This is a genomic window from Gemmobacter sp. 24YEA27 (assembly GCF_030052995.1).
GTDB lineage: Bacteria > Pseudomonadota > Alphaproteobacteria > Rhodobacterales > Rhodobacteraceae > Pseudogemmobacter.
Map to the genome: position 1 here is coordinate 1,406,699 of NZ_JASJPW010000001.1, position 18,323 is coordinate 1,425,021.

The 18,323-nt window shown below is 62.0% G+C and carries 20 protein-coding genes and 1 pseudogene; 12 read left to right on the forward strand and 9 right to left on the reverse strand.

Annotated features, from left to right (window positions below; translation table 11 throughout):
- Positions 1-58: 58 nt before the first annotated feature.
- Positions 59-1,066, reverse strand: a complete 1,008-nt coding sequence (locus QNO18_RS07010; RefSeq protein WP_283177099.1) for a GlxA family transcriptional regulator — start codon at positions 1,064-1,066, stop codon at positions 59-61.
- Positions 1,067-1,200: 134 nt separating this feature from the next.
- Between QNO18_RS07010 and QNO18_RS07015 the strand changes: the two genes are divergently transcribed.
- The 5 genes from QNO18_RS07015 (at position 1,201) to acs (ending at position 6,316) form a co-directional block, all read left to right on the forward strand.
- A complete protein-coding gene (locus tag QNO18_RS07015) occupies positions 1,201-1,863 on the forward strand; it encodes an XRE family transcriptional regulator (protein WP_092895648.1) in 663 nt (220 codons plus the stop codon).
- A 39-nt stretch (positions 1,864-1,902) separates the two neighbouring features.
- Entirely contained in the window at positions 1,903-2,883 is a 981-nt protein-coding gene (gene meaB, locus QNO18_RS07020) for a methylmalonyl Co-A mutase-associated GTPase MeaB (protein ID WP_198838020.1), read from the forward strand.
- Between the two features lie 186 nt (positions 2,884-3,069).
- Entirely contained in the window at positions 3,070-3,357 is a 288-nt protein-coding gene (gene rpmB, locus QNO18_RS07025; RefSeq protein ID WP_092895652.1) for a 50S ribosomal protein L28, read from the forward strand.
- 174 nt (positions 3,358-3,531) lie between these two features.
- On the forward strand, positions 3,532-4,191 hold the full coding sequence (locus QNO18_RS07030) for a pyridoxamine 5'-phosphate oxidase family protein (protein WP_283177100.1): 660 nt from the start codon (positions 3,532-3,534) through the stop codon (positions 4,189-4,191).
- Positions 4,192-4,360: 169 nt separating this feature from the next.
- Complete coding sequence (acs, locus tag QNO18_RS07035; RefSeq protein WP_283177101.1) at positions 4,361-6,316, forward strand: acetate--CoA ligase; 1,956 nt, start codon at positions 4,361-4,363, stop codon at positions 6,314-6,316.
- Positions 6,317-6,401: 85 nt separating this feature from the next.
- Here the strand turns inward: acs and QNO18_RS07040 are convergent, their stop codons facing one another.
- Positions 6,402-6,848, reverse strand: coding sequence for a pseudoazurin (locus tag QNO18_RS07040; protein ID WP_283177102.1), 447 nt, complete (start codon positions 6,846-6,848; stop codon positions 6,402-6,404).
- Positions 6,849-7,028: 180 nt separating this feature from the next.
- Between QNO18_RS07040 and QNO18_RS07045 the strand changes: the two are divergent.
- The 3 genes and pseudogenes from QNO18_RS07045 to QNO18_RS07055 form a co-directional block, all read left to right on the forward strand.
- A pseudogene (locus QNO18_RS07045) lies at positions 7,029-7,094 on the forward strand (hypothetical protein); the annotation flags it as partial.
- A 164-nt stretch (positions 7,095-7,258) separates the two neighbouring features.
- A complete protein-coding gene (gene dcm / locus QNO18_RS07050) occupies positions 7,259-8,224 on the forward strand; it encodes a DNA (cytosine-5-)-methyltransferase (RefSeq protein WP_283177103.1) in 966 nt (321 codons plus the stop codon).
- A 31-nt stretch (positions 8,225-8,255) separates the two neighbouring features.
- Positions 8,256-8,729: a very short patch repair endonuclease gene (locus QNO18_RS07055; RefSeq protein WP_283177104.1), complete on the forward strand. Its 474-nt coding sequence runs from the start codon at positions 8,256-8,258 to the stop codon at positions 8,727-8,729.
- Here QNO18_RS07055 and QNO18_RS07060 read toward each other — a convergent pair.
- Positions 8,663-9,727 (reverse strand): 3-deoxy-7-phosphoheptulonate synthase, encoded by a 1,065-nt coding sequence (locus QNO18_RS07060; protein WP_283177105.1) that lies wholly within the window; start codon positions 9,725-9,727, stop codon positions 8,663-8,665. The two genes, QNO18_RS07055 and QNO18_RS07060, sit on opposite strands and share 67 nt — an antisense overlap.
- Before the next feature lie 311 nt (positions 9,728-10,038).
- Here QNO18_RS07060 and QNO18_RS07065 point away from each other — a divergent pair, with 311 nt between their 5' ends.
- Positions 10,039-10,356, forward strand: a complete 318-nt coding sequence (locus tag QNO18_RS07065) for a hypothetical protein (RefSeq protein WP_283177106.1) — start codon at positions 10,039-10,041, stop codon at positions 10,354-10,356.
- On the opposite strand, the gene QNO18_RS07070 is transcribed toward QNO18_RS07065, so the two are convergent.
- On the reverse strand, positions 10,313-10,534 hold the full coding sequence (locus QNO18_RS07070) for a hypothetical protein (RefSeq protein ID WP_283177107.1): 222 nt from the start codon (positions 10,532-10,534) through the stop codon (positions 10,313-10,315). The genes QNO18_RS07065 and QNO18_RS07070 overlap by 44 nt on opposite strands.
- 249 nt (positions 10,535-10,783) lie before the next feature.
- Here QNO18_RS07070 and QNO18_RS07075 point away from each other — a divergent pair, with 249 nt between their 5' ends.
- Entirely contained in the window at positions 10,784-11,041 is a 258-nt protein-coding gene (locus QNO18_RS07075) for a GlsB/YeaQ/YmgE family stress response membrane protein (protein WP_198836744.1), read from the forward strand.
- A 19-nt stretch (positions 11,042-11,060) separates the two neighbouring features.
- Here QNO18_RS07075 and QNO18_RS07080 read toward each other — a convergent pair whose 3' ends face one another.
- Both QNO18_RS07080 and uvrB read right to left on the reverse strand, forming a co-directional pair.
- Positions 11,061-11,198 (reverse strand): hypothetical protein, encoded by a 138-nt coding sequence (locus tag QNO18_RS07080; RefSeq protein WP_283177108.1) that lies wholly within the window; start codon positions 11,196-11,198, stop codon positions 11,061-11,063.
- A 183-nt stretch (positions 11,199-11,381) separates the two neighbouring features.
- Positions 11,382-13,571, reverse strand: a complete 2,190-nt coding sequence (gene uvrB / locus QNO18_RS07085) for an excinuclease ABC subunit UvrB (protein ID WP_283177109.1) — start codon at positions 13,569-13,571, stop codon at positions 11,382-11,384.
- 201 nt (positions 13,572-13,772) lie between these two features.
- On the opposite strand from uvrB, the gene QNO18_RS07090 reads away from it, so the two are divergent.
- Positions 13,773-14,084: an ETC complex I subunit gene (locus tag QNO18_RS07090; RefSeq protein WP_092895672.1), complete on the forward strand. Its 312-nt coding sequence runs from the start codon at positions 13,773-13,775 to the stop codon at positions 14,082-14,084.
- 220 nt (positions 14,085-14,304) lie between these two features.
- On the opposite strand, the gene QNO18_RS07095 is transcribed toward QNO18_RS07090, so the two are convergent.
- Positions 14,305-15,498: a DegT/DnrJ/EryC1/StrS family aminotransferase gene (locus QNO18_RS07095; RefSeq protein WP_283177110.1), complete on the reverse strand. Its 1,194-nt coding sequence runs from the start codon at positions 15,496-15,498 to the stop codon at positions 14,305-14,307.
- A 93-nt stretch (positions 15,499-15,591) separates the two neighbouring features.
- Here QNO18_RS07095 and QNO18_RS07100 point away from each other — a divergent pair, with 93 nt between their 5' ends.
- Positions 15,592-16,344: a CmcI family methyltransferase gene (locus QNO18_RS07100; protein WP_283177111.1), complete on the forward strand. Its 753-nt coding sequence runs from the start codon at positions 15,592-15,594 to the stop codon at positions 16,342-16,344.
- Here the strand turns inward: QNO18_RS07100 and QNO18_RS07105 are convergent.
- Both QNO18_RS07105 and QNO18_RS07110 read right to left on the reverse strand, forming a co-directional pair.
- Positions 16,320-17,009, reverse strand: a complete 690-nt coding sequence (locus QNO18_RS07105; protein ID WP_283177112.1) for a hypothetical protein — start codon at positions 17,007-17,009, stop codon at positions 16,320-16,322. The genes QNO18_RS07100 and QNO18_RS07105 overlap by 25 nt on opposite strands.
- Before the next feature lie 350 nt (positions 17,010-17,359).
- Positions 17,360-18,250, reverse strand: coding sequence for a glycosyltransferase family A protein (locus tag QNO18_RS07110; RefSeq protein ID WP_283177113.1), 891 nt, complete (start codon positions 18,248-18,250; stop codon positions 17,360-17,362).
- Positions 18,251-18,323: the final 73 nt, after the last annotated feature.

Consider the following 18,323-nt stretch of genomic DNA (forward strand, 5'->3'; position numbering starts at 1 on the left):
CATCCCCGCCGGAGGCTTCTGCAGCCTGCCAGAAGCGGGTGGCCCCCATCGCAACGGGTCAGATTGCGGGAAGTGGCGCGTTTTCTTTCACACGGAACTGGTTGGCCTGTTTGCGATCCTCTTGTGGAGTGACGCCGAAGGCCTGACTGTAATGGCGCACGAGCGGGGTGGTGCTGGCATAACCCACCGCCAGCGCGATTTCCGTGATCGTGTCGTTCGAGTAAAGCGCCATCTGACGCGCTTTTTTCAGCCGGAGCAGCCGGTAATATTTCAGTGGGCTCTGGCCGGTTGACCGTTTGAACGAGCGGTCGAGCTGGCGTGAGGAGAGGTCCACCGCCTCGGCCACCTCGGCGATCTGGATCGGGTCTTCGATATGTTCGGCGAAAAGCCGGATCGCGCGGGCCACGGGCGGCGGCAGCATATCCTCGGTGCGGTCCGAGCGGAGCGTCGGGGTCTTTTGTTCGACCTCCTCGCCGCGCATGAAAGGGTGCTGGAACCAGCAGGCCACTTCCGTCATCGCCTCGGGGCCAAGCAGTTCCTCGATCAGCCGCAGCATCAGATCAAACACAGCGGTGGCGCCTGCGGCGGTCAGGCGGCCGCGGTCGATGGTGATCACCTTTTCCGACGCGATCACGCCGGGAAACTCGGTCTTGAACGCGGCCTCATAACACCAGTGGACCGAGGTTTTATGTCCATCGAGCAGGCCGGAGCGGGCCAGAGGGAAGATGCCGCCCGAGAAGGCGCCGATCCCGGTGCCATGGCGCGCGAGCCGGCGCAGCACCGCATTTGAGCTGCGGGCATTGGTGAACTTCCCCGCCGGGCCCGACAGGATATAAAGCTGGTCGCAATCCGTAAGATCTGCCAGCGCCAGATCGGGATCGAAACCGACCTCGGCAGACGAGACCACGCGGCTCGCGGTTTCGCCCACGACACTCCAGCGGAACGCGCGTTTGCCGATGATCTCATTGGCTGCGCGCAGGGGCTCGATGGCCGAGGTCAGGCAGGCCATCGGAAAGCCCGGAAAGATCAGAAAGCCCAGATGCAGGCCGCTTTCATCCTGGTTCATGTTTCTTATTCTCTCAGGAAACATTTATCGCTAGCATAGTCATATTTTACGGCCATGATACAAGCTCCGTCAGTGGACCGGCAGGTCCGGGCCGGCAAGGCCTGACGGCAAACTGTGGGAAACAGAGGGATTTGATGAGCAGCAGACCGAAGAAAGCAGAGCCCGCCAAGCCACTTCGTTCCCTCTCCCAGGATCCGCACCGGGTCTCTGAACCACGCGAGAAAGTGCTCGAGGTGGCCATCGGGCGCGCCGTGCGCAGCTTTCGCCGCCAGAAGGGGATGACGGTCGCTGATCTCTCAAAGCAGACGGGGCTCTCGATCGGCATGGTCTCGAAGATCGAAAATGGCATCACCTCGCCCTCGCTCACGACGCTGCAGGTGCTGGCCCATGCGCTTTCCGTGCCGCTGACCTCGTTCTTCCGCCGCTATGAGGAAAATCGCCAGGTCATGCATGTGAAATCGGGCGAGGCGGTGATTACTGAGCGCGCCGGCACGCGGGCGGGCCATCAATACAGCCTTCTCGGCCATATCGGCGAGAATGCCAGCGGTGTGATCGTCGAACCCTATCTGATTACGCTCAACGAGCAATCCGATATCTTCCCGACCTTCCAGCATGACGGGATCGAGCTTCTCTATATGCTGGAAGGCGAGGTTGTGTACCGCCATGGCGAGCAGACCTTTCTGATGCAGCCCGGCGACAGCCTGTTCTTTGACGCCGATGCACCACATGGGCCGGAAAAGCTGAACACGCTGCCGGCACGCTATCTTTCGGTGATCTCCTATCCGCAGGCGAACTAAGGCTGGCAGATGCGGGAGCGGAGCGCAGAGGTGAAGTCTATGGATATTGGCGCAATGGCCGGGGCGATCCTGGCCTGTGACCGGCGGGCGCTGGCGCGGGGGATCACGCTGATCGAAAGCGCGCGCCCTGATCACCGTGAACAGGCGGTAGAGCTGATTTCCGCGCTGCGCGCCTCGGGGCGTCAGGCGCTGAGGTTGGGGCTTTCGGGCACGCCGGGGGTGGGGAAGTCGACCTTTATCGAAGCTTTCGGCATGAAGCTGGCCGAGACCGGCAAAAAGATCGCGGTTCTCGCGGTGGATCCGTCTTCGGCGCGGTCGGGGGGCTCGATTTTGGGCGACAAGACCCGGATGGAGCAGCTCTCGCGCCATCCCAACGCCTATATCCGCCCCTCGCCCAGCCAGGCCCATATGGGCGGTGTGGCGCGGCGCACCCGTGAGGCGGTGGCGCTGTGTGAGGCGGCGGGGTTTGACCTCGTGCTGATCGAGACGGTGGGGGTCGGCCAGTCCGAGACCATGGTGGCCGAGATCTGTGATGTTTTTTTGCTTCTCATGGCGCCGGCGGGCGGCGATGAGCTGCAAGGGGTCAAGCGCGGCATCATGGAAATGGCCGATATGATTCTGGTCAATAAGGCGGATGGCGACCTGCTGGCGACCGCGACCCGTACCGTGGCCGATTATGCGGGCGCGCTGCGGCTGTTGCGCAAGCGCGCGCAGGACCCCGAAGGCTTCCCCAAAGCGATGCCGGTTTCCGCCTATAGCGGCGCAGGGCTCGACAAGGCCTGGGACGAGATGACCCGGCTTGCCACCTGGCGCAAGGACCAGGGCCATTGGGCGCGCAGGCGGTCGGAACAGGCGGCGCATTGGTTCGGAGAAGAGGTGCGCCACGGGCTTTTGGCGGTGCTGGAGCGCGAACCGGCAAAGGGTATCCTCGCACGGCTCGGCGCTCAGGTCGCGGCCGGAGAAGCCACGCCGGAGGCCGCCGCGCGGCAGATGATGGCAGCGCTTGGGCGCCCGGTATGAAAGCTGCCTGACAGCTGCGTTTCCCGGCGGCTTCCCGCGGTGAATCGCTTGACGCCGGAGCGGATTCCCCGTATTTGCCCCAGGATCGAATTCGGACAGCGGGGGGATTCCCTTGGGTTTGTCCTTTGAAAACAGCGCAAGCTGACCCAATACAGCGAAAGCTGACCAGACCTGAAGGATACCGCAATGTCGCGCGTTTGCGAACTGACGGGCAAAGGCCCGATGACCGGCAACACGGTCAGCCATGCGAATAACAAGAACCGTCGTCGTTTCCTGCCGAACCTGAATGAGGTTTCGCTCGCATCCGACGTGCTCGGCAAAACCTATACCCTGCGCATCTCGGCAGCCGCTCTGCGGACCGTGGATCACCGCGGCGGTCTGGACGCGTTCCTCGCACGCGCCAAGGATGCAGAGCTTTCGTCCGATGCGCTGAAAATCAAGCGCGATATCGAGAAAGCACAAGCCGCCGCCTGAGGCGTGCCGGGCTTCACGCAGTCGTGGGGCCCAGGTAAGATCTAAACCCCGTCCGGGTAACGCCCGGGCGGGGTTTTTCTGTTGTCGGATCCGGGCAATGCGCTGGCTGAAACGGGGTGGACGACGGGGCGGCGTCAGAGAAGACTGCGCATAGAGCCACCGCCTGGAGCCAGCATGTCCGACCATAAGCCGCCTTCGACCCTGACCCGTGCCCGCCGTCAGCATGGGATGGCCAGCTATGACCCCGAGGTGATCCGTGATGTGCTGGACCGCATTCCGCTGGCCCATATCGGCCATCTGATTGACGGCCAGCCGGTGGTGACCGCGACGCTGCAATGGCGGATCGGCGACCGGATTTACTGGCATGGATCTTCGGCCAGCCGGATGATCAAGGCGGCGTCTGGCGCGAAGGTCTGTGTCACGGTGACGGCGGTCGATGGAATGGTATTGGCGCGGTCAGGGCTGGAACATTCAACGCAATATCGCTCGGTGATGGTCTTTGGCGAGGCGGTCCTGCTGCGCGACCCGGGCGAGAAAGAGGCCGCGCTGAAGGCGATGATGGAGCGACTTTTCCCCGGTCGCTGGGATACTTTGCGCCCGATGACGGTGCAGGAGCTGAAGGCGACGGCGGTCTTGTCACTGCCGATCTCGGAGGCCTCGGCCAAGATCAGCGCCGGCGGTCCGACCGACCCTCCGGAAGATGCCGGCTGGCCTGTCTGGGCCGGCGTTCTGCCAATGCAGATGGTGATGGGGGTGCCGCGCCCGGCCCCTGACCTGGCACCCGGGCTTGCCGCTGATCCGCCCTCTTATCTGCGCGATTTCACCTTCGGTTGAACAGGAAGGCTGTCGCCCCTTCTTGACCTTTCCGCTCCCGAGGCCCCCTATCGCGTTCAGGGGGGCGGTCCTGGATCCGGCCCCGGCCAGCAGATCGGGGCGGAAACCGGGCCTTGGGGGAAATCCCGGCCAGGGGCACAGACCGCCCGAAGCAAGGGAGGAATGTGTCATGTCAGGTCCGGTTACGAGCCGCGCGCCATCATTGGAATTTTCATCTGGTGCGCATGTTGATGCGGCGGGTTACGCGCGTCTTTATGGCGAATCGATAGGGTCTCCTGACGCGTTCTGGGGGCGTGAGGGGCTTCGTCTGGACTGGATCCAGCCCTATAGCACGGTCAAAGAGACCAGTTTCGCGCCGGGGAATATCTCGATCCGCTGGTTTGGCGACGGCTCGCTGAATGTGGCGGCGAATTGCATCGACCGCCATCTGATCGACCGGGCGGAGCAGACCGCGATCATCTGGGAGCCGGATGATCCGAAAGAACCGGCGAAACACATCACCTATCGCGCGCTGCTGGAGCAGGTTTCGCGCATGGCCAATGTGTTGAAATCGCATGGTGTGAAAAAGGGCGACCGCGTCGTGCTTTATCTGCCGATGATCCCCGAGGCCGCCTATGCGATGCTGGCCTGCGCCCGGCTGGGCGCGGTGCATTCCGTTGTTTTCGGGGGATTTTCTCCGGATGCGCTGGCGAACCGGATCAATGATTCCGAGGCGAGAATCGTCATCACCGCCGACTGGGCACCGCGCGCCGGCAAGAAGACCGGGCTCAAGGACAATACCGATAAGGCGCTTTTGCATTGTTCGGACCGGGTGAAATGCCTGGTGGTGAAACGCACGGGCGAGCAGACCTCCTGGGTCTCGGGCCGCGATTTCGATCTGCTGGCGGAAATGGCTGAGGCGAAGCCCTATTGCCCCTATGTCGAGGTCGGGGCCGAGGATCCTTTGTTCATCCTCTATACGTCCGGCTCGACCGGTAAGCCGAAAGGGGTGGTGCATACATCGGGCGGCTACCTGACCTATGCCGCGATGACGCATCAATATACCTTCGATTATCATGACGGCGATGTTTACTGGTGCACGGCCGATGTCGGCTGGGTCACCGGCCACAGCTATATCGTCTATGGGCCGCTGGCGAATGGCGGCACCACGCTGATGTTCGAGGGCGTGCCGACCTGGCCCGATGCCGGCCGTTTCTGGGAGGTCTGCGCCAAACACAAGGTCAACCAGTTCTACACCGCGCCGACCGCGATCCGGTCGCTGATGGGGATGGGGCCGGAATTTGTCGAGAAGCATGATCTGTCGTCCTTGAAGCTGCTTGGTTCGGTTGGTGAACCTATCAACCCCGAAGCATGGGCCTGGTACGACAAATATGTTGGAAAAGGGAAACTGCCGATCGTCGACACCTTCTGGCAGACCGAGACCGGCGGCCATATGCTGACGCCTTTGCCGGGCGCCACCGCGACGAAGCCGGGCTCGGCGACGGTGCCGTTCTTCGGGGTGAAGCCGGTGGTTCTCGACCCGCAGACCGGGGCAGAGCTGAGCGAGACCGAATGCGAGGGCGTGCTGTGCATCAGCGACAGCTGGCCCGGGCAGATGCGCACGCTCTGGGGCGATCATGCGCGATTTGAAGAGGCTTATTTCAGCCAGTATAAAGGGTATTATTTTACGGGCGACGGCTGCCGTCGCGATGCGGATGGCTATTACTGGATTACCGGCCGCGTCGATGATGTCATTAACGTCTCCGGCCACCGGATGGGCACGGCAGAGGTGGAATCCGCCCTTGTCGCGCATGAGAAGGTCGCCGAAGCGGCAGTTGTCGGCTATCCGCATGACCTCAAGGGCCAGGGCATCTACGCCTATGTCACGCTGATGAACGGCGTCACCCCCTCGCCCGAGCTTAAGCGCGAGCTGGAGGCCTGGGTCCGCGCCGAGATCGGCCCGATCGCCAAGCCCGACCTGATCCAGTTCGCCCCGGGCCTGCCCAAGACCCGTTCCGGCAAGATCATGCGCCGCATCCTGCGCAAAATCGCCGAAAACGATTTTGCCGCCCTGGGCGATACCTCAACCCTCGCAGACCCCACCGTCGTCGAAGACCTCATCGAGAACAGGATGAACAAGGGATGAGGCTGTAACGCCAGATCCGGGCCAGATGTTGAAGAAGGGAAAACGCTGCTCGTAATCGGGCGGCGTTTTCCATATCGATGTTCGATTATTGAACCTGAGCCAGCGCGAGATCCATTCGCTCACGCGCTTTCTTCGGCAGTTTCACAGCCTTGAGCTTTTCGATCTCGTCCGCCAGATCTTCAGGCGCGGCGCCAACCTGGATCACCATCACCATGCCCATGGCAAGATGTGGCGTGCATTTGACGCCGTAAACGCCCGGCTCGGTCACCGTCACGTCAAGCGCTTCATTGATCTTGCCTTTGAACACTGCGGCGCCGGGCGGCAACATATCTTTGATCGCCTCGACATTGTGGCTCTTGTCGGTCGGGATGAACCTGATCACATCGCCCGGTTCGGCGCGCACGTAATCGGGTTCGAAAACCATTGTGCCAGCGGCGCCTTTGTTCAGCATATGCACCTCGATTTCAGCGGCAAAGCCGGGGCCTGCGAGGCCGCAGGCGATCAGGGCGGCAAAGAGGATGCGGGATGTCATGGTAAACTCCTGTGTCACAGAAATGACCGGCAACCGGCCATTCCCCATGCGCTAGGCGAGGCTGTCCCGCCCGACCTTGAGCGAGGTCAAACCGGAGCTGCGGCGGGGCGTCGCAGTCCCGGTTGCGGCGGGGCGTGTATCGCCATAATGTCAGAAAAATTCCCAGAGATGAAAGCCGCGATGCAAACCGAATTTGACAGGCTTCTGGCCCAGGCGGGGTGGTCTGTGCCCGATGCTGCGAAACGTCTTGGCTATTCTGAGGGCCATATTTACCGCTGGAAACGCGGCGAAGAAGCCCCGCGCGAGGCCGTTCTGACGGTATTGCGCGCCGAGGCCGGGCGCCATCCGGATCCCGTTGGTTCCTTCACGTTCATTGACCTTTTCGCCGGAATTGGGGCCTCAGGCGTGCCATGGAGGCGGCGGGGGGGCGCTGTGTTTTTACGTCGGAATGGGACCAGTTCGCGCAGAAGACCTATCATGCAAATTATCCCGACAACCGCCCGATTGCCGGCGATATCCGCGAGGTGGCTGAGGCAGATGTGCCCGACCATGATGTGCTGGTTGCGGGCTTTCCCTGCCAGCCGTTTTCCATCGCCGGGGTCTCGAAGAAAAACGCGCTCGGCCGGGCGCATGGTTTTGCCGATGAAACCCAGGGAACGTTGTTTTTTGACGTGGCGCGGCTGATAAAACACCATCGCCCAGCCGCGTTTTTGCTGGAAAATGTAAAGAACCTGCAAAGTCATGATAAGGGCAATACCTTCGCAGTGATCAACCGGACGCTGACCGAAGAGCTGGGCTACCAGCTGTTTACCAAAGTGATTGATGCCGGTCATTTCGTGCCGCAGCACCGCGAGCGGATCGTGATGGTGGGGTTTCGCGAGGCCACCTCTTTCAGCTGGGCTGATCTTGAGCTGCCCTCTTACGGTGGTCGCCGGCTGGGCACGATCCTGCATCCCGAGAATGGCACCGAGGCTCCGGAAGGGCATTTCACCACCGGCCCCGATGCGGTTGTCAGCGAGAAGTACACGCTGACCGACAAGCTCTGGCGCTATCTTCAGGACTATGCCGCCAAGCATCGCGCAAAGGGCAATGGCTTCGGCTTTGGCCTTTTCGGGCCGGATGACATCGCCCGCACGCTTTCGGCGCGCTACTATAAGGACGGGTCCGAGATTCTGATCCGCCAGCAGCCCGGTGAAAACCCGCGTCGCCTGACGCCCAGAGAATGTGCCCGGCTGATGGGCTATGGTGAGAATTTCCGCATTCCGGTCTCGGACACCCAGGCCTATCGCCAGTTCGGCAATTCGGTGGCGGTGCCGGTCTTCACCGAGGTCGCGCAGAAGATGCGGCCGCATATCCTTTCGCTGATCCATGGCTGACGTCCATTCGCCTGATGCGCGGCGACGCAATATGCAGGCGATCCGGGGCGCGGATACCAGGCCTGAGATGGTCTTGCGCAAGGGGCTGCATGGGCTAGGCTTTCGCTACCGATTGCAAGCGCGCGATCTGCCCGGGCGGCCGGATCTTGTGCTCCCGAAATACCGGGCGGTGATCTTTGCGCATGGGTGTTTCTGGCATGGCCATGGCTGCGATCTGTTTCGCTGGCCGAGGACCCGGGAAGAGTTCTGGCGCGCCAAGATCGGCGGCAATATGGCGCGCGACGCCCGCATCCTGGCCGCGCTTGAGGCACAGGGCTGGCGGGTTGCCCTGGTCTGGGAATGCGCGCTGAAAGGGCGGCGGCGCCAGCCCGAAGGTATGGTTCTGGCAGAGCTGGCCGCCTGGATTGCCGGAGGCGGCCAGCGTATAGAGATTATGGCTCAGGCGGCTGCCATATCGCCCGCTTTGACCGCATCGGCCAGCCCGTCAAGCAGCTCGACCGTCTGATCCCAGGAAATGCAGCCATCGGTGATCGACTGACCATAGACAAGCTTTTGGCCGGGAACGACTTTTTGGGCGCCGGCGACCAAGTTGCTTTCGACCATCAGCGCGCGGATACGGCGCTCGCCGGCGCGGATACGGGTGGCGACATCGGCGACCACCCCGGGCTGGCGGGCCGGATCCTTGCCGCTGTTGGCATGGCTCGCGTCGATCATGATGCCCGGATCAATGCCGGCTTTTGCCGCGGCCTCCGCGACCGCATCGACGTCAGCCGCACTGAAATTCGGCCCTTTCGATCCGCCGCGCAGCACGACATGACAATCGGGGTTGCCGGTGGTGCGCGCAATCGCCGCCCGCCCGTCCGCCGTGATCGCCGGGAAGGAATGCTGGCCGCGCGCCGACAGAATCGCATCCAGCGCCATCTGGACCGAGCCATCGGTGCCGTTCTTGAAGCCCACCGGGCAGGACAGGCCCGAGGCCAGCTGGCGATGGATCTGGCTTTCGGTGGTGCGCGCCCCGATCGCGCCCCAGGCAATCAGATCTGCGAAATATTGCGGCATGATCGGGTCGAGGAATTCGGTCGAGGCGGGCAGACCCATGCGGTTGATATCGAGCAGCAGTTTGCGCGCGAGCGGCAGCCCGTCCTCGATCCGGTCCGAGCCGTCGAGATGCGGGTCATTGATCAGCCCCTTCCAGCCAACCGTGGTGCGCGGCTTTTCGAAATAGACCCGCATCACGATTTCCAGCTTGTCCTGGTGGCGCTTGCGCTCGGCCGCGAGGCGGCGGGCGTAATCCATCGCGGCCTCGGGGTCATGGATCGAACAGGGCCCGATCACGAGGAGCAGCCGTTCGTCGCGGCCCGCCAGGATCTCACGGATGGCGTTGCGGCTTTGCGCCACAGTCTCGGAAATGGCGGCATCGCGGGGGATCGCCACGGCGAGCTCCAGCGGCGAGGGCAGGGGGCGCAACTCCTGGATACGCAGGTTGTTGGTTTCGGTCGGCATTTCGGTCTTCCTGTACTTTGCCTCAGGATCTGACCGGCACCCCCGAAAACGGAAAGCCGCCGGTTGAACCAGCGGCTTGGGGGTTTTTGGTGAGTATCGCCTGTCTCGCGTTACACAGCCGCCCGCATCCGCTGGCATGAGCGGAAGTAATAAAACCAGACGGGGGCGCAGGACATGGACATGCGGGGAAAGCTAAGCGCGAAAAGTCACTTTGTCATCAGAAAAATAATGGGGCTTTTCAGGGGTCTGGTGGGCCGGACGAAGATCTTCAGGAATTATTAACCCTGGTCGCAGAGCATCGGATCATGCGAATGGCCCTGATCCTGCCTCTTTCCCTTGCCGCCTGTGGTGCCCAGCCCGCGCCGCATATGTTTGGCGCCGAACGCTTTGAGGCCAGCCGTGGCGGGCATGACTATGTGGTCTTTCTGAAGGGAAGCAGTGTCGAGGTGATCCGTCTCGGCTGGGCCTCGCCGGGGGAACATCAGGCGATTCGGGCCATAATGATCGACCTGATCCCGGAACTCACCGGCTGCAAATTGCGCGAAAGCGCGCTCCAGGGGGATTCGGGCGAGATGCGGGGGCTGGTCACTTGTCCCCGTCCGGGCCCCCGTCGGGCCCCTTCGGCCTGACGATAAAAAGCATATAGCCGGCATAAAGCCCCGCGACGAGGAAGACCGCGCCCCAAAGCGGCGCGTTGAAAGCAAAGAATTCCAGACCAGACCACAGGATTGGCAGGATCGTGGTTAAAAGCCGCGTGAGGGGGCGCTCGAACATCGGGTGAAACGGGTCGAGGATCTGCATGGGCATGGGTCCGGTCTTTGAGGACGTGGGTCGACGGATGGCACGGCGGCAGAGGTTGCAGCGCAGCACAATCGGCGGATGCGGCGGCAAGGTCAATCGCTGTGAGGCCGCGTCTTTACGCGATATGGAACCAAATCCCTCCGGCTGCGTTAACCTTCCGGCCATAGTGAGGCTCTGCAACAGAACCGCCGATCTTCGGGCGGGGCGGCAACGCCCGACACCCTGACGGCGCTTCGTTAAAGTGAGGGAGAGATTATGGGTATCGAAAGCATTTTGATTCTTCTGGTCATCGGCGCGGTTGCCGGCTGGCTGGCGGGGCAACTGGTCAAAGGCTACGGCTTTGGCCTGGTCGGGAATATCGTGGTTGGTGTGGTCGGCGCCTTTATCGCCGGGCTGATCCTGCCACGCATCGGCCTGACCTTCGGCGGCAATGCTATTCTTGCCTCCATCATCCACGCCACCATCGGCGCGGTGATCCTGCTCCTGCTGATCCGCCTGGTGCGGACGGCCTGAAAACGCTAATTCGACGGGGTCAGCGGTCGCAGCCGGCCCCGTCGCCATCCCGGTCGGGATCGCAGATATCCTGACCGCTGGCCCTGACCGGGCCTTCGACATAAGCGGCGTAAGTGCCGGTTCCGCCGATGTGACTGACAACAGAGTCGAGTGGCACGCTTCCTCCGGAAGGGGTCCGGTTATAGTTCTGGTCACAGTCCTGAGCTGAAACCCCGCCGGTCTCTGCGCTCAGCGCCAGGGCCGAAATGGCGAAACACCGAAGAATATACCAGCTGCCCTCCCAAAGCAGGGCGTGCGCAGGTTAACGAAGGTTAACCGTGCCGGGGCAAAGCCAGCTGCGTTACCGCCGCTTGCTCCTTTTGGTGCCGCCGCGCTGGCCCGCGCGCCCGGCGGTCGAGCGGCCCGAAGACTTCACCGCCTCCTCCACCGCTTCATCGACCGCCGATTGCCGCGCCAGCGGGTCGTCGGCGACGGCCAGTTCCACCGCTTCGAGCCGTTTGACCTCGTCGCGCAGCCGGGCGGCTTCCTCAAATTCGAGGTTCTCGGCCGCCTTGCGCATCGCCACCCGCAGCGCGTCGAGATGCGCCGCGAGGTTCTGCCCCACCGCCGGCCGCTCGATCTTCGCCGTCACCCGCGACTGATCTGTGTCGCCCGACCACAGCCCCGCCAGCACATCCTCGACGTTTTTCTTCACCGTCTGCGGTGTGATGCCATGTTCGCGGTTATAGGCCTTTTGCTTTTCGCGCCGCCGGTCGGTCTCGGCCATGGCGCGGGTCATCGAGCCGGTGATCTTGTCGGCATACATGATAACGCGGCCCTCGGCATTGCGCGCCGCCCGCCCGATGGTCTGGATCAGCGAGGTTTCCGACCGCAGGAAGCCCTCCTTATCGGCATCGAGAATCGCCACCAGACCGCATTCGGGAATATCGAGCCCCTCGCGCAAAAGGTTAATGCCCACCAGCACGTCAAAGGCCCCGAGCCGCAGATCGCGCAGGATCTCGATCCGCTCGATCGTGTCGATATCGGAATGCATGTAGCGGATGCGGATCCCCTGTTCATGCATATATTCGGTGAGATCCTCGGCCATGCGCTTTGTCAGCGTGGTCACCAGAATGCGCAGCCCCTTTGCCGCCACCCGCCGGACCTCGTCCAGCAGATCATCGACCTGCATCTCGACCGGCCGGATCTCGATCATCGGGTCGATCAGCCCGGTCGGGCGGATCACCTGTTCGGTGAAAACGCCGCCGGCCTGTTCCAGCTCCCATGCCGAGGGCGTCGCCGAGACGAAGACCGATTGTGGCCGCATCGCGTCCCATTCCTCGAATTTGAGCGGCCGGTTGTCCATGCAGGAGGGCAGGCGGAAGCCATGTTCCGCCAGCACCGATTTACGCCGGAAGTCGCCCCGGTACATGCCGCCGATCTGTGGCACAGAAACATGGGATTCATCTGCAAAAACAATGGCATTGTCGGGGATGAATTCGAACAGGGTGGGCGGCGGCTCGCCAGGCGCGCGCCCGGTCAGATAGCGCGAATAGTTCTCGATCCCGTTGCAGACGCCGGTGGCTTCCAGCATTTCCAGATCAAATCGGGTACGCTGTTCCAGCCGTTGCGCCTCGAGCAGCTTGCCCTCGTCATTAAAGCGTTTGAGCTGCTGGTGCAGCTCGGCGCGGATGCCCTGGATCGCCTGGGCCATGGTCGGGCGTGGCGTCACATAATGGCTGTTCGCATAGATGCGGATCTGAGCATAGCTGCCGGTTTTCGCGCCGGTCAGCGGGTCAAATTCGGTGATGCTCTCCAGCTCTTCGCCGAAGAATGAGAACCGCCAGGCGCGGTCTTCCAGGTGGGCGGGCCAAAGCTCGATCACATCGCCCCGGACGCGGAACCCGCCCCGCTGAAACCCGACCTCTGAGCGCCGGTATTGCTGCGCCACCAGCTCCTGGATGAATTTGCGCTGATCGTAGAACTGGCCCTGAACCATGTCCTGGGTCATCGCCGAATAGGTCTCGACCGAACCGATGCCGTAGATACAGGACACCGACGCCACGATGATCACATCGTCACGTTCCAAAAGCGCCCGTGTCGCCGAATGGCGCATCCGGTCGATCGCTTCGTTGATCTGGCTCTCTTTCTCGATAAAGGTATCGGTGCGCGCGACATAGGCCTCGGGCTGGTAGTAATCGTAATAGCTTACGAAATACTCAACGGCGTTATCGGGGAAGAAGCCCTTGAATTCCCCGTATAACTGCGCGGCCAGTGTCTTGTTTGGCGCAAGGATGATCGCAGGTCGCTGCGTCTCTTCGATCACCTTCGCCATGGTGAAGGTCTTGCCGGTGCCGGTCGCCCCCAGCAGCACCTGGTCATGTTCGCCCGCGGTTACGCCCTGCGACAGCTCGGCAATTGCGGTCGGCTGGTCGCCTGCTGCTGTGAAGGGCGTGTGCATGACAAACCGTTGCCCGCCTTCGAGCTTTTCGCGCCGCACGGGCGTGATATGGGAAATGTCGGGCAGTTTATCGGGCGCGTTGTTATGCATCTCGGGCCTCGGGAGGGGCAGGGGGGCAGCGGGCAGTCACCCGCTAATTTGATCTGTTTTTGTTCCAGTTCAACCCCAGTTCAGCGCGAGCATGTTCCGGCGGCGCGCAATGCGCCGGCGCGAAGGTTCAATCTGTCGGCATCCCTTGCGCTTTCGCCGCGTTTCGGCCAGAACGGCGGGGCTATTCCGGAGGTCAGCCCAATGCGAGCCCGTATCTATCAGCCCAGCCGCAATGCCATGCAATCCGGTATGGGCAAAACCCATGTCTGGCTCTTGGAATTCGCGCAGGATTCCGCACGTGAAGTGGATCCGCTGATGGGCTGGACCTCATCTTCGGACACCCAGACCCAGGTCAAGCTGCGGTTCGAGACCCGGGAAGAGGCCGAAGCCTATGCCCAACAGCATGGCATCGCCTATACGGTGATCGAGCCGACCCCGCGCAAGGCAAATATCCGCCTGCGTGGCTATGGCGAGAATTTCGCCACTGACCGGCGCAATCCCTGGACTCATTGACCTGGGTGACTTGCGGTAAGGTTCGGTCCGGCTCACAGCAGTTCGCCCCCGACTGGCAGTCAGGTTTGCGCTGTCACCGATGGTGCGTTCCGCGCAGCTGACGCCTGGCTGTGCCCGGAGTATGACGGTCGGCCTGACCGCGACCATGGCCGTCAGGCAGGGCTTTCAGGTGCGATTTCGTCCTTTTGCGTCGGAGAGAGCGGCGCGGGTGCGCGTCGCCTCAGCGCCGTTCGCATCCCTGCAGAATCGCTTTCAGCGTTTCGCAAATGTAACTCACTGTTACTTCATCGAGGCCATAGCCCGAGGGCAGATTGATCCCGGCATGGACGATCCGTGCGGTCTCTGTGCGCGGCGTCATCAGGGGGCGGCAGTCTGTGTCCGCATAGGCCTTGAGCGATGAGAGGCTTGAGAAGAATGGTCTTGAATCAATGCCCTGTTCCGCTAGCGCGGTTTGCAGGGCGAATTTATCCAGATCATAGCGTTCATCGGGCATGACCGTGACCATCCAGAATGAGTTCTTCACCTCTTGCGGTTCGGCATTGATCGCGAGGCCCGGCACATTGCGCAACCGGTCAGCATACCAGCCGAACAATTGCCGCTTATAGGCAATCAGCGCGTCCAGCCGTTCCATCTGTGCGATGCCAAGGGCGGCCTGGACGGCGCTCATCTTATATTTGAATGCGACCTCGTCATTGAGGAAGAACCGGTCCCCCGGCGGGCGGCCGTGATCGCGCAGCTTTTGTACCCGGGCATGAAGCTGCGGGTCATTGGTCACCAGCGCGCCACCTTCGCCCGTGGTGATGGTTTTCGAGCCGTGGAAGGAAAACACCGCCACATCGCCAAGGCTGCCAGCCGGGCGGCCGCAATATGTCGAACCAAGCGCTTCGGCCGCATCCTCGATCAGCGCAATCCCGTGACGGTCGGCGATCTCGCGCAGTGTATCCCAGTCGCACATCGAGCCATAGAGATCGACGCCGATGATCGCTTTCGTGCGGGGCGTGATCGCGGCCTCGACCGCCTCCGGGTCAAGGCACCAGGTATCGGGCAGGATATCGACAAAAACCGGCACCGCGCCCATATAGGTGACCGGCGCCATCGAGGCGATCCAGGTCACATCCGGGCCGATCACCTCATCGCCGGGCCCGACCCCGAGCGCCGCCAGCGCCAGGTGCAGCCCCGAGGTCGCATGGGGCAGGCTGACCGCATGGGCAACCCCGCAATGGGCAGCGAGCATCTCTTCGAACCGGCGGTTATAGCGGTAGTGATCCGCGCCCCAGGCGTTCAGCGCAGCCTCACGCGCCAGCTCGCCCTCGCGTTCAGTAATCGACGGCGCTGCCACCGGGATCTGGCGGGCGGGCTTTGCGGCGGAAACGGGAGCGGCAGGACTGGGGGCCAATGGCCGATCAGATGTCATTCGACGTTTCTCCCTGACCGGTTTTCTCTTGACCGGTGGCCGGTCCTGGTCGTCTGATCCCGATACCCTGATCCAAGTCGTATCGAGGCCAAAGTGACCGTACAAGACGACCGTTTAGAGTTCGAAGCCCATAAACGCAAGCAAGCGCTCGCGCTCGGAGAGGATAAGGCGGTTTTCGCGCAATCGCTTGATATGCTCACCGCGCTGGACCGCTATGATTACTCCTATCTCTGGAACTGGATGGGCGTGCCGATCATCCAGATGCCGGCCGATATCATGGCGACGCAAGAGGTGATCTGGGAGACGAAGCCCGATGTGATCATCGAAACCGGTGTGGCGCGTGGCGGATCGGTGCTGTTCATGGCCTCGCTTCTGGAGGTGATGGGCAAGGGCAAGGTGATCGGTGTCGATATCGACATCCGCGCCCATAACCGCGAGGCGATCGAAAGCCATCCGATGTCGAAACGGGTGGTGCTGATCGAAGGGGGCTCGGCGGATGAGGATACGCTGGCAAAGGTGCGGGCCGAAATCCCGCCGGGGTCGCGAGTGATGGTGGTTCTCGACAGCGACCATTCGCGCGCGCATGTTCTGGCGGAATGCCGCGCCTATGCCGATCTGGTGACCGAAGGCTGCTATCTTGTGGTCGCTGATACGGTGATCGGCTTTATGACGCCGGATCAGACGCCGGAGAAACGGTCGAAGATCTGGTATCCGGGTGATGAGCCGCTGAGCGGGATGCTGGATTTTCTGGCTGAGACCAGCGATTTCGAACCCGATCAGGTGATCAATGGCAAGCTGCAGATCGCATCTTCGCCCGGCGGTTATCTGCGCCGCAAGAAGGCCTGATCCAGCAATGCAAGATCGGTGACCGGCGGTTCCAGCCTGAGAAATCTGGCGGGATTGCCGACCACCACCTCGTTTTCGCCTACATGCCGGCGAACCAGCGCGCCGGCGCCGATCTGGGCGCCACGTCCGATGGTGAGGTTCGGCAGAATGGTGGCATTGGTGCCGATTGTTACGTGATCGCCAATGGTGACGCGCCCGGCAATGGCGGCTGCTCCCATGACATGGACGCCCTCACCGATCACACATTCATGGTCAATCGTGGCGCCGGTATTGATCAGCGTGTAATCCCCAATCCGGCTGGCAAGCCCGATATAGGCCCGCGCCATCAGCTGTACACCTGCACCAAGAACCGCCTCAGGATCCAGACCGGCCTGCGGCGAGATGATGGTAAGCGGGTTCAGCCCCCAGTCATCCCTGAGCCTGTGAGACAGGGCGGCCCTCTGTGCGCCATGCGCCCCGCCGATACAGACCACAAAGTCGCGCGCGCGGTCCAGCGCTGCGGCCAGCGCTCCGGATGTGTTGCAGAAACCAGCGCTGGTGGCGAAATCCGGCGCGCTCAGGGTCGCGTCGAACAGCATCCCGGGCGGTGTGCCGGCGCGCGTCAGCTCTGCCGCAATTATGCGCGCCTGCGATTTTGCCCCCCAGAGGAAAATTCCGCTGCTCATCTCACGCCTGTCCTTTTTCAGCCCGTTCGTCAGGCAGGGGCCATATGCTGTCTTGGCTCATCCGGCGCTCGGCCCTGTTCCCGGAAAGACGCCGCTGAAACGCGTGAGACCTGCCGATCACTGCGATTTTAAGGGAGATCACGCGGCGAATACAATTGGGAAGGCTGGCCACACTCGCGCGACGATTGCGAGAAGCCCATGACCTGTAAGATCCGCCTTATCATCCCGACCTACGAGCGCCTGGAATATCTGCCCTGCGCGCTGTCCTCGGCGGAGCTTACGGCACCTGGCACCTGCATCACGGGCCTTTGCCTCTAAAGGACGAGCCATGTGTTGCGACCCTATGCGTTTCAGGTAGCCTGCTTTTCAATTCCCAGAATAGTCCGCAGTTTTGCTTTCGCAACGCGCCGCCAAGGGTAACAGCGCTTGTAAGTATACTTCTGCAGAACCTTGTCGATTGCACGCTTGTCGGGCGCGGCCATATCGGTTTCGGTCAGCAGGTCCCTGGCGCAGGCGAGGAAGCGCGTATTGCGGTCCTTCATGACCGACCAGGGCGGCCGGCGCGACGAGCCGTAATGGCTGGGTCCGGGCAAAACGCCCTGCAGGAACTCGATTTCCGGATCGGAGGTGCCTGCTACGCCATCCGCAAGTATTGCGTGCAACAAAATCAGATGATCACTGGCCCAGAGATCGTCATATTGCGAAAGGACGCGCTCGAATGCCTCTGTGAGCGCTGCTTTTCGCCACAACCCGTAGAACCAGGCGGGGTAGCAGGCAAACATTCTGTGAATGATGCGCTGCGCGGCCTGCCCTGTCTCTGTCGCCGGGTCGCTGATCCAGGGCACTTCGCGCATGCCGATCTCGGGTCCGAAGTCCTGTCTGACATTGCCGACAGCCAGGCGCATGTCTGAATTCGTCTTAAGCAGGTCCGAGAGTTTGCTGAAATAGCCTGGAGAGCTCAGGTCATCATACGCCCGGAAGGCAAAGAACTCGCAGTCAGCAGCATCCCGAACCGAGCGAAAATTGTCGTTTGCCGAGGATGTTGTCGCGTGGCGCACATGCCTGAAACGTCGATCCCTGTCGGCAAATTCCGCGCAGATCTCGCTTGTGCCATCCGTGGACGCGTTGTCTGAGAGGATGATCTCAACGTCCTCAAGCTGATGTGCCGTGAGGTTCTCCAGGCACCTGCGGATAAGAGAAACTCCGTTGAAGACAGGCACTCCGACAATGGTTCTTGGCATGCATATCTCCCGACAGTTACCTCAGAGCAGCGATACCTCAGGATTACTGCACGGTAAATACGGGCGCGGGCGA

Coding starts and splice junctions, on each gene's coding strand:
- QNO18_RS07010 (WP_283177099.1), bottom strand. CDS start 1,066: ATGAACCAGGATGAAAGCGGCCTGCATCTGGGCTTTCTGATCTTTCCG.
- QNO18_RS07015 (WP_092895648.1), top strand. CDS start 1,201: ATGAGCAGCAGACCGAAGAAAGCAGAGCCCGCCAAGCCACTTCGTTCC.
- meaB (WP_198838020.1), top strand. CDS start 1,903: ATGGATATTGGCGCAATGGCCGGGGCGATCCTGGCCTGTGACCGGCGG.
- rpmB (WP_092895652.1), top strand. CDS start 3,070: ATGTCGCGCGTTTGCGAACTGACGGGCAAAGGCCCGATGACCGGCAAC.
- QNO18_RS07030 (WP_283177100.1), top strand. CDS start 3,532: ATGTCCGACCATAAGCCGCCTTCGACCCTGACCCGTGCCCGCCGTCAG.
- acs (WP_283177101.1), top strand. CDS start 4,361: ATGTCAGGTCCGGTTACGAGCCGCGCGCCATCATTGGAATTTTCATCT.
- QNO18_RS07040 (WP_283177102.1), bottom strand. CDS start 6,848: ATGACATCCCGCATCCTCTTTGCCGCCCTGATCGCCTGCGGCCTCGCA.
- dcm (WP_283177103.1), top strand. CDS start 7,259: ATGGAGGCGGCGGGGGGGCGCTGTGTTTTTACGTCGGAATGGGACCAG.
- QNO18_RS07055 (WP_283177104.1), top strand. CDS start 8,256: ATGCAGGCGATCCGGGGCGCGGATACCAGGCCTGAGATGGTCTTGCGC.
- QNO18_RS07060 (WP_283177105.1), bottom strand. CDS start 9,727: ATGCCGACCGAAACCAACAACCTGCGTATCCAGGAGTTGCGCCCCCTG.
- QNO18_RS07065 (WP_283177106.1), top strand. CDS start 10,039: ATGGCCCTGATCCTGCCTCTTTCCCTTGCCGCCTGTGGTGCCCAGCCC.
- QNO18_RS07070 (WP_283177107.1), bottom strand. CDS start 10,534: ATGCCCATGCAGATCCTCGACCCGTTTCACCCGATGTTCGAGCGCCCC.
- QNO18_RS07075 (WP_198836744.1), top strand. CDS start 10,784: ATGGGTATCGAAAGCATTTTGATTCTTCTGGTCATCGGCGCGGTTGCC.
- uvrB (WP_283177109.1), bottom strand. CDS start 13,571: ATGCATAACAACGCGCCCGATAAACTGCCCGACATTTCCCATATCACG.
- QNO18_RS07090 (WP_092895672.1), top strand. CDS start 13,773: ATGCGAGCCCGTATCTATCAGCCCAGCCGCAATGCCATGCAATCCGGT.
- QNO18_RS07095 (WP_283177110.1), bottom strand. CDS start 15,498: ATGACATCTGATCGGCCATTGGCCCCCAGTCCTGCCGCTCCCGTTTCC.
- QNO18_RS07105 (WP_283177112.1), bottom strand. CDS start 17,009: ATGAGCAGCGGAATTTTCCTCTGGGGGGCAAAATCGCAGGCGCGCATA.
- QNO18_RS07110 (WP_283177113.1), bottom strand. CDS start 18,250: ATGCCAAGAACCATTGTCGGAGTGCCTGTCTTCAACGGAGTTTCTCTT.